The organism is Streptococcus danieliae (assembly GCF_009767945.1).
Classification (GTDB): Bacteria; Bacillota; Bacilli; order Lactobacillales; family Streptococcaceae; genus Streptococcus; species Streptococcus danieliae.
The window spans coordinates 22,481-35,850 of the sequence record NZ_WSRS01000007.1; the positions used below are offsets into that span (position 1 = coordinate 22,481).

General features: G+C 47.0%; 12 protein-coding genes. 6 read left to right on the forward strand and 6 right to left on the reverse strand.

Annotated elements, in window-relative coordinates:
• The first annotated feature begins 91 nt into the window (after window positions 1-91).
• The 3 genes from E5983_RS01565 to E5983_RS01575 are packed head-to-tail and all read left to right on the forward strand — an operon-like array spanning window position 92 to window position 2,481.
• Window positions 92-1,432 (forward strand): Mur ligase family protein, encoded by a 1,341-nt coding sequence (locus E5983_RS01565; RefSeq protein WP_160332171.1) that lies wholly within the window; start codon window positions 92-94, stop codon window positions 1,430-1,432.
• A gap of 3 nt (window positions 1,433-1,435) precedes the next feature.
• On the forward strand, window positions 1,436-2,224 hold the full coding sequence (gatD, locus tag E5983_RS01570) for a lipid II isoglutaminyl synthase subunit GatD (protein ID WP_160332172.1): 789 nt from the start codon (window positions 1,436-1,438) through the stop codon (window positions 2,222-2,224).
• A gap of 8 nt (window positions 2,225-2,232) precedes the next feature.
• Complete coding sequence (locus tag E5983_RS01575) at window positions 2,233-2,481, forward strand: lipopolysaccharide assembly protein LapA domain-containing protein (protein ID WP_160332173.1); 249 nt, start codon at window positions 2,233-2,235, stop codon at window positions 2,479-2,481.
• Window positions 2,482-2,511: 30 nt separating this feature from the next.
• On the opposite strand, the gene E5983_RS01580 is transcribed toward E5983_RS01575, so the two are convergent.
• The 4 genes from E5983_RS01580 to E5983_RS01595 are packed head-to-tail and all read right to left on the reverse strand — an operon-like array spanning window position 2,512 to window position 7,651.
• The gene (locus E5983_RS01580) at window positions 2,512-4,404 is read right to left on the reverse strand and encodes an ABC-F family ATP-binding cassette domain-containing protein (RefSeq protein ID WP_160332174.1); all 1,893 of its coding nucleotides are present in this window, start codon (window positions 4,402-4,404) and stop codon (window positions 2,512-2,514) included.
• 58 nt (window positions 4,405-4,462) lie between these two features.
• The gene (locus tag E5983_RS01585) at window positions 4,463-5,152 is read right to left on the reverse strand and encodes a matrixin family metalloprotease (RefSeq protein WP_202056295.1); all 690 of its coding nucleotides are present in this window, start codon (window positions 5,150-5,152) and stop codon (window positions 4,463-4,465) included.
• Between the two features lie 50 nt (window positions 5,153-5,202).
• Window positions 5,203-5,979 (reverse strand): alpha/beta hydrolase, encoded by a 777-nt coding sequence (locus E5983_RS01590; RefSeq protein WP_160332175.1) that lies wholly within the window; start codon window positions 5,977-5,979, stop codon window positions 5,203-5,205.
• A 10-nt stretch (window positions 5,980-5,989) separates the two neighbouring features.
• Complete coding sequence (locus E5983_RS01595; protein ID WP_160332176.1) at window positions 5,990-7,651, reverse strand: ribonuclease J; 1,662 nt, start codon at window positions 7,649-7,651, stop codon at window positions 5,990-5,992.
• Between the two features lie 245 nt (window positions 7,652-7,896).
• Between E5983_RS01595 and E5983_RS01600 the strand changes: the two genes are divergently transcribed.
• Together E5983_RS01600 and E5983_RS01605 are read left to right on the forward strand one after the other, a co-directional pair.
• On the forward strand, window positions 7,897-8,763 hold the full coding sequence (locus tag E5983_RS01600; protein WP_160332177.1) for an ABC transporter permease: 867 nt from the start codon (window positions 7,897-7,899) through the stop codon (window positions 8,761-8,763).
• Window positions 8,760-9,518 carry an ABC transporter ATP-binding protein gene (locus E5983_RS01605; RefSeq protein WP_160332178.1) on the forward strand — a complete coding sequence of 253 codons (759 nt, stop codon included), beginning with the start codon at window positions 8,760-8,762 and terminating at the stop codon, window positions 9,516-9,518. The genes E5983_RS01600 and E5983_RS01605 overlap by 4 nt, the downstream gene beginning before the upstream one ends.
• Window positions 9,519-10,121: 603 nt before the next feature.
• On the opposite strand, the gene trpX is transcribed toward E5983_RS01605, so the two are convergent.
• Window positions 10,122-11,126 carry a tryptophan ABC transporter substrate-binding protein gene (trpX, locus tag E5983_RS01610; RefSeq protein ID WP_160332179.1) on the reverse strand — a complete coding sequence of 335 codons (1,005 nt, stop codon included), beginning with the start codon at window positions 11,124-11,126 and terminating at the stop codon, window positions 10,122-10,124.
• 116 nt (window positions 11,127-11,242) lie between these two features.
• Here trpX and E5983_RS01615 point away from each other — a divergent pair, with 116 nt between their 5' ends.
• On the forward strand, window positions 11,243-12,919 hold the full coding sequence (locus E5983_RS01615) for an Rqc2 family fibronectin-binding protein (RefSeq protein WP_160332180.1): 1,677 nt from the start codon (window positions 11,243-11,245) through the stop codon (window positions 12,917-12,919).
• Between the two features lie 91 nt (window positions 12,920-13,010).
• Here the strand turns inward: E5983_RS01615 and E5983_RS01620 are convergent.
• On the reverse strand, window positions 13,011-13,370 hold a 360-nt coding region (locus E5983_RS01620; RefSeq protein ID WP_160332181.1), incomplete at its 5' end, for an IS66 family transposase.

Genomic DNA, 13,370 nt, shown 5'->3' on the forward strand with positions numbered 1-13,370 from the left:
AGCTCATTAACTTTACAATTATACCACGATTGGGGACCAGAACCAAGACTAGGAGCTGCCTCTTCTCGCCACTTTATGATAAAATAATTCCATGAAACTAAATACACTACTTGGATTGGCAGCTGGAAAAACCAGTGCAACTGCCTTAAAAATGCTCGGCCGGGGATCAACTCTGCCAGGAAAACTTGCGCTCAAATTTGATCCCCATATTCTAGACCAACTTGCAAAGGACTATGAGATTGTTTTGGTCACTGGAACCAACGGAAAAACCCTGACAACTTCGCTTATTGTTGGCATCCTCTCAGAAGCCTTTGGTCAGGTTCTGACCAATACCAGTGGGGCCAACATGATCACCGGGATTACCACAACCTTCCTAAAAACTCCTCAGAAAAATGGTAAAAAAATTGCCGTTCTGGAAGTGGATGAGGCCAGTGTGCCCAAAATTTGTGACTACATCCAACCCTCCCTGTTTGTCCTCAGCAATATCTTCCGGGACCAAATGGACCGGTTTGGGGAAATTTACACCACCTACCAGTTTATCTTAGATGGTATCAAAAAGGCACCCGAGGCTACTATTTTGGTTAATGGGGATAGTCCCATTTTTCAATCCGTAGACCTGCCGAATCCTGTTCTCTCTTTTGGTTTTGACCACAAGGAGGAGGAGGCCCACCTAGCCCACTATAATACCGAAGGGATTCTGTGTCCCAAGTGCCAGCACATCTTGCGTTACAAGATGATTACCTATGCCAACCTAGGAAACTACTTCTGCCCCAACTGTTCCTTTGCACGTAAGCCTCTGGACTACCGCCTCACCGAGTTGGTGGAGTTGACCGAGAAGTCTTCACGTTTCCGAATTGATGACCAAGAATACAGCATCAACATTGGTGGCCTCTACAATATCTACAATGCCTTGGCAGCCGTAGCGGTTGCAGAGTTTTATCAAATTCCTGCTGAGACCATTCGCGCTGGTTTTGACAAGAGTAAGGCCGTTTTTGGTCGCCAAGAAACCTTTAACATCGGCGACAAGGAATGTACGCTAGTCCTAATCAAAAATCCTGTTGGAGCCACCCAGGCCTTGGAAATGATCCAACTAGCTCCAGGTCCTTTCACCATGTCCTTCTTGCTTAATGCCAACTATGCCGATGGTATTGACACCAGCTGGATTTGGGATGCTGAATTTGAGCGGATCCAGAATATGGATGTTCCCCAAGTCTTCACAGGTGGCGTTCGGCATGCCGAAATTAGCCGACGGATTCGCGTTGCTGGCTACCCAGCCGATCAGATGACCGAACTTGATCAACTCAAGGACCTAGTCGAAGCCATCCAACAACAAGAAGCTCCACGAGCTTATATCCTTGCAACCTACACCGCTATGCTGGAAATGCGGGAACTCCTAGCCAACCAGCATCTCGTTTCAAAGGAGATGAAGTAATTAATGACCTACGTTTCTTTACAAACTGCCAATCCCCAAAACTATCCCTATCAAATCCGGATTGCCCATCTCTACGGCGATTTGATGAACACCTATGGCGATAATGGCAATATCCTCATGCTCAAATATGTGTCCGAAAAGCTAGGGGCTGCCGCAACAATTGAAATTGTCTCCCTGGATGACCCCTTCCATGAAGAAGATTATGATATCGTCTTTTTTGGTGGTGGTCAGGATTACGAGCAATCGATTGTTTCCAAGGACCTTCCCCTCAAACGGGATGGAATTGACCGTTTTATCCACGATAAGGAAGGGGTAGTCTTGGCTATCTGTGGCGGTTTCCAACTCCTCGGCCAATACTACATCGAAGTCTCTGGGCGACGGATCGAAGGGATCGGGGTCATGGGCCACTATACCTTAAACCAAGAAAACAACCGCTTTATCGGAGATATCAAAATCCATAATGAAGAATTCAATGAAACCTATTATGGATTTGAAAACCATCAAGGCAGGACCTTCCTGGCTGATGATGAAAAGCCGCTCGGCAAGATTGTTTATGGCAACGGCAATAATGAGACCAAGAATGGTGAAGGGGTTCACTACCACAATGTCTATGGTTCCTACTTCCACGGTCCCATCCTCTCTCGGAATGCCAACCTAGCCTATCGGATGGTTACCACAGCCCTCAAACAGAAATATCCAGATATCCAATTCGCCAGCTTCGAAGACATTCTTAGCCTTGAATCCTCTCAAGAATTCAGTGATACCAAATCTAAGGCTGAATTTAGCAACTAGGAGCTTTTATGAAATTTCGTTACTACCTATCCCTGCTTTCTGTTCTCTTGATTGCCCTGCTCTCCATCAGCAACATTCAAGAAGTCGAAGTCTCCTTCCTAATTACCAGGGTCCAATTGCCCTTGATTTTGGTGATCCTCTTTTCCTTTATCCTCGGCGCTCTAGTCACCCTCCTCTACAGCCGCCCCAGCAAAAAGAAAAAGAAGGACAAGAAAAACAGTAGCCCAGAGCCCCAACAGCTCCCAGAAACAAAATAACCAGTCGCCCTGCGACTGGTTATTTTTTACTTATTCTTCTAATTCTGCCCACTCTTCTAGGGCTTCTTCTTCTTCTGCCTGGGCCTGTTCCAAACTTTCCTGAAGCTGGATCAGCTGATCAGGATCATTGCTTGCCAACATACTTTCTTGAATCTCAGTCTGTAGCTGACTCAACTCCTCTAAGCGTCGCTCCAATTCCTCAATCCGACGTTGACGCTTGCGGAGCTCCTTCTGATTCTCCTTTTGCTGCTCATAGGAAAGATTGGAAACCTCCTGGGTCACAGGCGTCTCCGATTCGACCTCTTGAGCCAACTCCTCTAATTCCTTTTTCTTCTCCAGATAGTAATCATAATCTCCTAGGAAAAGGCGGGAACCGTCTGGACTCAACTCCAAAACCTGATCCGCAATCCGGTTAATGAAATAACGGTCATGACTGACAAAGAGAAGGGTTCCCTCAAAATCAATCAGAGCCTGTTCCAAGGCTTCTTTGCTCTCGATGTCCAAATGGTTGGTCGGTTCATCCAGGACTAGGAAATTGTTTTTTTCCATGGAAAGTTTGGCCAAAAGCAACCGTGACCGTTCACCCCCCGAAAGCATCCCCACTGTTTTCTGGACATCATCTCCTGAAAAGAGAAAGGCGCCAAGCCGGTTGCGGATATCCACTTCTGGCAATTGTGGAAAATCATTCCAAAGCTCATCCAAAATCGTATTCCGAGCATTTAAGGCTTCCTGATTCTGGTCATAATAACCAAAATCAACATTGGTTCCTAACCGGGCCTGTCCCTGGATAAAAGGCAAATCACCTTTTAAGGATTTCAAGAGAGTTGTTTTCCCCACCCCATTGGGACCAACGATGGCCAAGGCCGTATACTTCCGTAAATCCATCGAAATAGGCTGCGATAGGACCTGGGCCTCATAGCCAATCGCCGCACCTTCGACTGTCAAAACCACATTCCCAGAGGAACGCTCAATCGGAAAGGCAATCGCTGCCGCTTTTTCCTGGCCACCTGGTTTATCCAGACGCTCCATTTTTTCCAATTTCTTCCGGCGGGATTGGGCCCGCTTGGTTGTCGAAGCTCGCACCAAGTTTTTAGCTACAAAGTCTTCCAGAGCTGCAATTTCCTTTTGCTGCTTCTCGTACTCTTTGCGTTGGGTTTCCAACCGCTGCGCCTTCTCGTCAACAAAATGCGAGTAGTTGCCTACATAACGATCCAGGGCATTGGGACGTAAATCCCAGGTGATAGTCGCCACCTTGTCCAAGAAATAGCGGTCATGACTGACAATCAAAAGGGCTCCCTGATAGTTGGCCAGGTAGTTTTCCAACCAGGCAATACTTTCAATATCCAGGTGGTTGGTTGGCTCGTCCAAAACCAAGAGCTGCGGCTCTTCCAGCAACATTTTAGCCAGGGCCAAACGGGTCTTTTGCCCTCCAGAGAGGTCTGAAATAGACATAGGCCACATGCTTTCATCAAATTGAAAACCATTGAGGATGGAGCGGATTTTGGCCTCGTACTGAAAACCACCTACCTGACGAAAGTCCTCCGACAACTGGTCATAGCGACTCATCAAGGCACTCAGCTCAGCTCCCGTCACCTGGCCCATCTGGGCTTCTAAGTTCCGGAGGGTCTGCTCATCCTGCCGCAAGTCTGCAAAAACCTTGAGCATTTCATCATAGATAGACAAGTTGGAATCCAAGGAAGATGTCTGGGACAGGTAGGACAGGGAGAGGTCCTTTTTGCGACTGATCTCACCCGCGCTTGCTTCCTCGACCCCTACTAAAATTTTTAACAAGGTCGACTTACCGGCACCATTACGCCCAACTAAGGCGATTCGGTCCCGGTCACCAATTTGAAAGGTTATATTTTGAAAGAGAACGTCACCTGCAAAGGAACGCTCCACCTTACTTGCTTGCATAATAATCATAAGTCTATTATAGCAGAAAGACAAAAGACCTGGGAGCTTTTCCCAAGTCTTTGCGACATCATTGATCTTGATAGAGTTGCCGGACGACTTCAATATCCCTAGCTTGAATCGAATAGAAGGAGCCTGCTGGTTGCATGACTGATTCTTCATTGGTATGGTCCAAACCAATGGCGTGCCCTAATTCATGAGCCGCGGTATTGACTACCCGCTCATAACTGTAACCATAATAGGGATTGGATAGGTAGTGGGCATTGAGGCCCACCTTGGCCTTGTTTAGCCGATTGGTTAAAAGATTGGTTTGCGACTTCGTCTCACCAGCTGCAGAGACCTGGGAATCGACATAAACACCAGCTTCGATTTGCGCCAGACTGGCATCGTCCGTCTCAATAAATTGAAAAACTCCGGTCTGATTCCACTGGCGCATGGCATCTCGATAGGCAGAGACCATGGTGCTATCTTCTGTGGAAATATAAACCAAGGCTTGGTTTTGATCCCAGCGATGGCGTTGATCTGACTGAGAAGTTACCAAATCGGTTGGGATTTCTGTCGGGTTGTTTAAAAAACGTTGGGGAAGTTCCGTCAAGTAACTCGACACTGGAACTTGGCTCAGCTGTCCACCCGTCATCCACTGTCCCACAAAGAACAAAATCAAAGCCAGACTAACCGTCCACACAAACAACCTCACCAAACCGAACAACAAACGGAGGATGGTGGAGACAATTCTCCAAATAAAACGAATAAGAAACAAATTTCTACCTCCTTGACCTCCTAGTATAGAGAAGAAGGCTAAAAAAATGCTTAACTCAAACGCTCCTCTTCCTGGTAATCAATCGGCAGCCATTTGAGCACCTCTTGAATCTGTTGATCCCAGTAATACCATTCGTGTTTTCCAGGACTGGAGGTAAAGGTCAACTCAAAACCAGCTTCCTCCAAGAGTACTTGAGCCCGCTGATTAGCTGGAAAGAGAAAATCCTGCTCCCCACACCAGGCAAACAATTTGGTCTTGCGATCGGCCTGGTCCAACCAGGTTACCAGATCATCCGGCTGATCTTTTCCAAAAATCTGATCCCCAAAGACTCCTCGCCAGTAGGTCAAACCTCTAAAATCATCCACCAAAGGTTCCAAATCTTGAAAATCCAAGGCTCCCGACAGGCTAGCTGCATGGGAAAAACGATTGGTCAGCAAGGCCAATTTCAGTGCCCCATAGCCGCCCATTGATAGACCTGCCACAAAGGTTTTCGACCGCTTCCGGGAAAGCTTGGGAAAGAGATTGGCTAGAAGTTCTGGCACTTCCTGAGTAAAGGCGTCAAAATACCTGTAACCAGAATGGGTATTGCTGTACCAGCCATCATGGGTATCCAAAAACACAAGAGCTAGATTAGTGTCCTTGACATAGCGCTCAATACTGGTTCGCCGCATCCAGGTATTCACATCCCCACTCATTCCATGCAAAAGATAGAGGACTGGAATGTCCTCTACTTCTGTAGCATACAAAGCCTTTTCTGGGTAGAGCAGCTTTAGCGTCATGCTCATCGATAAAACTTCTGATTTATAATCCAGCGTTAGTAAGGCCATCCAAGTACTCCTATTTCACTTCCATCACAACCGGTAAGACTGCTGGACGGCGCTTGCTTTGCTCAAAGAGATATTTGGACAAGTTATCTCGCACCGCTCCTTTTAATTCAGCCCAGTCAAAGTTTGGCTGGCTCAAATATTCTTCCACTGTTTTATTGACCAACTCAGCCGATTCCCGTAAGATATCCCGACTCTTCTTGACATAGACAAACCCACGTGTGTGGACCTTAGCCTTGGCAACAATCTTCTTCTGCTTACGATTGACTGTAATCGCAACAATAAAAATCCCGTCTTCCGACAAGACCTTCCGGTCTCGGAGTACCACATTTCCGACATCACCAATGGCATTCCCATCAATCAACACATCAGCCGCCGGAATTGATCCTGCAAAGACAAAGTCTTGGCCGTCCCACTCCATTTGATCACCTTTTTTCATTAAGAAAATCTGATCAGAGGACATCCCAAACTCCATAGCTGCTTTGGCATGGGCGACCAAATCGCGGTACTCTCCTTGAACAGGGAAGAGGTATCGCGGTTTCAACAAGCTGAGCATGAGTTGTAGGTCACGTGAGTTAGCATGACCAGACACGCGCAAGTGCTGGGTAATAACCCGAACCACGCCACCAGCTTGGTAGATCATATTTTCCACCCGAGCCACAACCGCTTCCTTGGCAACAGAAGGCGTTGTTACAATGTAAACGAGGTCCCCATCAGTGATTTCAACATAGCGATGGCGGCCCTGAGCCATTTTCTGGAGGCCATTGATTGGCTCTCCCATCCGACCTGTTTCCAGGATAATCAAATCCTCTGACGCATATTGACCCATATCCTTGGGCTTGACCAAGATTTTATCATCTTCCAAGGTTAACTTTTTCAAACGAATCGCAGTCCGGACAATATTTTCAATGTCAAAACCGGTCAAGACGACCTTACGGCCAGTCTCCAGGGCAGCATCAAAAACCTGTTGGATACGGGACAGATTGCTGGCAACCGCTGCCACAATAATCCGACCTTCCCAATCCGCGATGGTCTGAGAAATTTCCTCACCCACTTCACTGTAACTCGCCACTTGTTGGCTGGAATCTGCGTTAGCAGAGTCACTTAAGAGGGCCAGGACCCCTTCTTTACCAATTTCCGCCAAACGACCAAAGTCCGTCCCATAGGCAGCACTGACTGCCTGATCAAATTTAAAATCGCCCGTATAAACAATCTGTCCCTGATCGGTCTTCAGGACAATTCCCAGACTCTCTGGAATCGAATGGGTTGTTCGGAAGAAGGAAACCGTCGCCTGGCCAAAATCAATCTCGGTATCCTCGTCAATGATGTGGTAGTCATTGAACTTCTTGACACGCTCATTGCGTTTGACAAACAGTTTCGCCAACTCAATGGTTAATTCAGACCCAAAAACTGGAACCTGCACTTCTGCCAACAAGTAAGGAAGAGCACCAATCGCATCCGCATGGCCATGGGTTAGGAAAACACCCGCAATTCGGTTGCGATTCTCAATCAGGTATTCCAAATTCGGAATCACCACATCTACCCCGAGTTGCTCATTTTCCGGATATTTCAGTCCCGCGTCGAGAATAAAGATGGCGTCATCAATTTCTGCCCAGTAAAAGTTCTTTCCGTTTTCACGAACTCCACCAAGAGCCGTAATTTTAATGTCTGACATAAATCCTCCTTTGAATAGATTTTTCATATTTTGTCGTTATTTCACCCTGTGATGAACTTATTCATTATACTACAATTTACCCTTTTTTTCTAATACTAATTCTACTCCTCACCATAGCCAGTCCCTAGTTTTAAGCCACAGTAAATCGAATCTCCTCCTATTTGTGAAAGAATTAGACAGACCATCCACCTTAGAGGCTTCCTTTTTGGTACAATGGTAACAGATTAAAATGAAAGGTCCAGTCGATGATTCTATCAGTTATCTCACAAGGTTTGTTGTGGGCCGTTTTGGGAATCGGTCTCTACCTCACCTTCCGGATTCTTAAATTCCCGGACATGACCACCGAAGGCAGCTTCCCCCTTGGAGGAGCAGTTGCTGTCAGCTTGATCACCGCCGGTGTCAATCCCCTGCTCGCCAGTCTAGCTGCTGCGGGAGCAGGTGCCTTGGCCGGTTTTACCACAGGCATGCTCTACACCAAGGGCCGGATTCCCATTATTCTCGCCGGAATTTTAGTCATGACTTCCTGCCATTCGATTATGCTAATGGTCATGGGCCGATCCAATTTGGGATTGCTCAATCAGGTCCTGCTACAATCCTGGCTACCCTTTACAGATCGGATTAACAATGTCGTTTTAGGGCTTCTGGTCTTTAGCCTTCTTCTAACCTTGATTATTTATTTCCTCAACTCGCGCTTGGGACAAGCCTTTATCGCCACTGGTGACAATCCTGACATGGCACAGAGCTTTGGGATTGAAACACCTCGGATGGAGGTCATGGGCTTGGTTATTTCTAATGCCATGATTGGTTTGGCTGGTGCCTTGGTAGCACAGCAGGAAGGCTACGCAGATATCTCTCGGGGGATTGGGATTATCGTTATTGGCCTGGCCAGCATCATCATCGGTGAAGTCTTATTCAAGAATGTCAGTCTGCCAGAGCGGTTGATTTCAATTGGAGTGGGGGCCGTTCTTTACCAGCTCCTCATCTGGGTGGTTCTAGCGCTTGGTTTCAACACCAACTATCTTCGCCTCTACAATGCCCTTATTTTGGCTTTCTGCCTCATTGTACCCCAACTTCGAAAATCCATTTTGAAAGGAGTTCGATTAAACGCATGAAAAAAATTATTGAACTACAAGATGCCACTAAGGTCATTCAAAATGGACTAGAGGAAGAACGGGTTATCCTGGATCATGTCTCCTTGACCATCTATGAAGGGGATTTTATCACCGTCTTGGGTGGGAATGGGGCTGGTAAATCCACCCTCTTTAATGTAATTGCCGGTACCCTGCCCCTAACCGAGGGCCGGATCCTCATCCACGATACCGATGTAACCAACTGGAGTCCTGCCAAGCGCGCCCAATTTATTGCCCGCGTTTTCCAGGATCCGAAAATGGGGACGGCTCCGCGGATGACCCTAGCTGAAAATATGTTGATTGCCTATTACCGTGGCGAGAAGCGTGATTTAAGTCCACGCCAACTCAAGGAAAAATTGGACTATTTCAAGAATCTCTTGAAAAAAATTCCCAATGGCTTGGAAAATCATCTGGATACCGAAGTCCAAAGCCTATCGGGCGGTCAACGCCAGGCCCTTAGTCTCCTCATGGCGACCTTAAAAAAACCGGACCTGCTCCTGCTCGATGAGCACACCGCTGCCCTGGATCCCAAAACCAGCAAGGACTTGATGAAGTTGACCCAACAGTTTGTTGAGGAGATGAAGCTCACCAGCCTCATGATTACCCACAGTATGGAAGATGCCCTCCAGTATGGAAATCGCCTCCTCATTCTTAAAAATGGACAAATCATCAAAGACCTCCAGCAAGAAGAAAAAGCCCAACTCAGCCTGCAGGACTACTATCAATTCTTTGACTAAGAAATACACCCTTAAAATTATTGTAGATTTCCAGAAAATATAGTATACTGAATATAGTATACTGAATATAGATTATTGAAAGAAATGATTCCAATGAACAACCAAAACTTTCAATAATAGCTAACCTGATGTTTCCTGTTATCCCGCCTCTCTATCTGTGTCCCCCTTATAACTTACTTCCCTAAACAAGTCGGACACAGGTCAGATATCATCTAAATTTCCCAATGCTATTAACCTTGGATAACAGGTGCATCCTCAAACCTCAGTCCGTCGTACCATGACAGACTGAGGTTTTTTGAGTATAAAAAACGAGGCTGGGACAAAAGTCTAGCCTCATTGACTTTGTATAACAAAATACCTTTGACGCAGTAGCTGATTGGGTCTAACAGCATTGTATGCTGTTAGAGAGTAGCAAATCTTGTTTGCGAAGCAAACTCCAATCGTTCGCTTTTTAAGCTCGGAAGAGGGCCTAATCAGCCTTGCGGGGGTGAGAGTAAAAAGATCCAGTGGATCTTTTTAGCATGAGCCTGAAATTAAGAAAGCGAATAAACTAAATTTTTTCAAATTTAGTTCTGTCTCACTCCCTATAAATGAATCGAGTGTTTATTGCTCTGTTCCCACCAACTGGGCTTCCTTCTGGATAGATTCGGGAATCACAATCCCCAGTTCCTTGGCAACTTGCATATTAAGAACAGGTTTACCTTGGGAGAAAAATTCAACCGGAATCTGTCCAGGATCTTCCCCTTGCAAGACACGCGCCGCCATTTTCCCGGTTGCTCGGCCCAATTCAAATTGGTCGACCACCACTGAGGCTAAACCACCGGCTTCCACCATAGCTGTTGCACTAGGATAGAGGGGTAATTTAGCTGTTTGATTGGCTGCAACCACTGTCGAAAAGGCGGAGGCAATCGTATTGTCAATTGGGACCCAAATGGCATCTACTTTACCGCCCAAAACCCCAACTGCCTGGTTGAGTTCATTGGTTGACGGAACAGCCTGCTCCACAACCTCTAGGCCTACTGCTGCAGCTGCTGCCTGAAACTCTGACACCTGGGATTTGGAATTGTCCTCACCGCTTGAGTAGAGAGCCCCGATCTTTTTCACACGCGGAGTGAGCGAGCGAATCAAGGCCACCTGTTTGGCCGCTGGGTTCTGGTCTGAAACCCCTGTTAGCAGGCCACCTGGTTGCTTGGGATTTTCGACCAAGCGAGCTCCAACTGGATCCGAAACCGCCCCCATGATGATCGGCAGATCTTTGCTGGCATTGGCCAGGGACTGAACAGCAGGTGTTGCAATTCCCAGTAACACCTGATTCCCATCTTCAATCAATTCTTGGCTCATCAAGGTCAGCTTACTCTGGTCAGCCTGACCATTTAGGAACTGGATCTCCAATTTATCCTCGCCATAGCCCGCTTCTTCAAGGCCAGCCTGGACCCCTTGATAGATCTCGTCCAAGGATGGATGGCTCACAAATTGCAGAACCCCTAATTTGGCCTTGGCGGCTTGATCTTGATGAGCCGAGCCCAACCAGCCCAACTCCTGACCAATCCCGATCCCCAGTAAAACAAACAAGGCCACGACAGTCGTCAATAATGCTTTATTTTTCATAAATACCCTTTCAATTACTCTCAGTTTATGCAAGATAGGCCCAAAAGTCAAGTCAGAGTTTTTTCTATTAGCGCTTTTTTTGCTATAATCAAAAGACTAGAATCAAGGAGGTTCTCATGTCATTTGACGGTTTTTTTCTCCACCATATGAAGCAAGAACTAGCAGCTCAATTAATTGGCGGACGCATTCAAAAAATTAATCAACCTTTTGCAAAAGAGCTCCTGCTCCAAATCCGGTCCCAAGGGAAAACCCATCGACTCCTCGTTTCCGTTCACCCAACCCTCAACCGGATCCAACTGACCCAGCAGACCTTTGAAAACCCAAGCAACCCCTCAACCTTTATCATGGTACTCCGAAAATACCTGCAAGGGGCCATCATTCAAGATATCCAGCAGGTCGAAAACGACCGTATCTTACAAATTACTACCCAAAACAAGGATGAAATTGGGGATTCCCAGTCTGCCCTCTTGCATATCGAATTAATGGGCAAACACAGCAATATCCTCTTAATCGATCAGCAACAAAACAAAATCTTAGAGACCATCAAACATGTCGGCTTTGGGCAAAATTCCTATCGGACCATCCTACCCGGAGCCCAGGCCATCCAGCCACCGGCGGATGACCGGGCCAATCCCTTTACCATCGCAGACCAAGACCTCTTTGGCTTCCTACAAACCAATAATCTAACGGCCAAAAACCTCCAGGGACAATTCCAAGGGCTCGGACGGGACACAGCCCTAGCCTTAGAAGCCACTTTAGAAGCAGCTTCCGATAGCCGGCTAGCGACTTTCCGTTCTTTTTTCCAGGCACCGAGTCAGGGACGTTTGACAGCCAAATCTTTTGCTCCGATTCCTTTCCCAGACTCTTTAGAGCAGACCTTTCCTTCCTTATCAGCAACCTTGGATTTCTTTTTTGCCGAAAAGGCCGAAAAAGACCGCGTCCAACAGCAGGCCGGAGAGCTCATTCGGCGAGTCGATTCGGAATTGAAAAAAACGCTGGACAAGCTTCAAAAATTGGAAAAAGAATTAGCCAACACCGACACAGCGGAAAGCTACCGCCAAAAAGGAGAGTTGCTGACCACCTACCTGCATCAAGTCCCCAACGACCAGGAGCAGGTCACCCTGCACAACTACTATACCGATGAGCCGATTCACATTAGCTTAGACAAGGCATTGACGCCTAACCAAAATGCTCAACGCTACTTCAAGCGCTACCAAAAGCTCAAGGAAGCCATCCGCCATCTCCAGCAGCAAATCCTGGAAAGTCAGGAATGGGCCCACTACCTTGAAGGCGTCCAATTCCTGCTTGGGGAAGCCCGCCTGGAGGACCTCCCGGAATTACGCGAGGAACTGGTCAGCGCCGGCCTCTTCAAACGCAGCCGTCAAGACAAGCGGGCTCGTCGCCAAAAGCCGGAAACCTACCTGGCCAGTGACCAAGAAACCCTCATTCTAGTCGGCCGTAATAACCTACAAAACGACGAACTCACCTTCAAGTTAGCCAAAAAAGACCAGCTCTGGTTCCACGCTAAGGACATTCCTGGCAGCCACGTCGTTATCAGCAACAACCCCAACCCTTCGGATGAGATCAAAACCGATGCCGCAGAACTGGCCGCCTACTACTCCAAGGCCCGCCATTCCAACCTCATCCAGGTCGACATGTTGCCCATCAAAAAACTCCACAAACCCAAAGGTGCCCGCCCAGGCTTTGTCACCTATACCGGACAAACCACCCTACGCGTCACACCCGACCCCGAAAAAATCGAAGCCATGCGACAGGCCGCTAAAAAGAACTAAAATGAACAAACAAGCGTAAGCGCCCAATAACAGGGTACATCAAAAAACCTCCAAGATTGTAAGCAGCTTGCTTTGAATCTTGGAGGTTTCTTTAACGACAATGCTCTTGTATTTGTTTTGCCCATGGTAAATAAGCCTCTAGAACCTCCTTTTTTTCGAGAGTCTCCTCGTTTGGTAAATGTTCTAGTAGGAAAACTATATATTTTTCACTGTCCACTTGGTGGAGTTTGGCTGTCTCAATTAGAGTCATAATAATCGCACTAGACTCTGCTCCCTCTAAACTCTGGGAAAACAACCAATTCTTGCGCCCCATTACTAAGGATTTGATTGCTCTTTCTGCCAAATTATTGGATAGAACGAGACGTCCATCCTCCAGTACAGTTTTGAATGTGGACTCATAATCCAAACTGTATTTGAGAGCACGGCCTAACTTGGATTCTGGTAAGACATA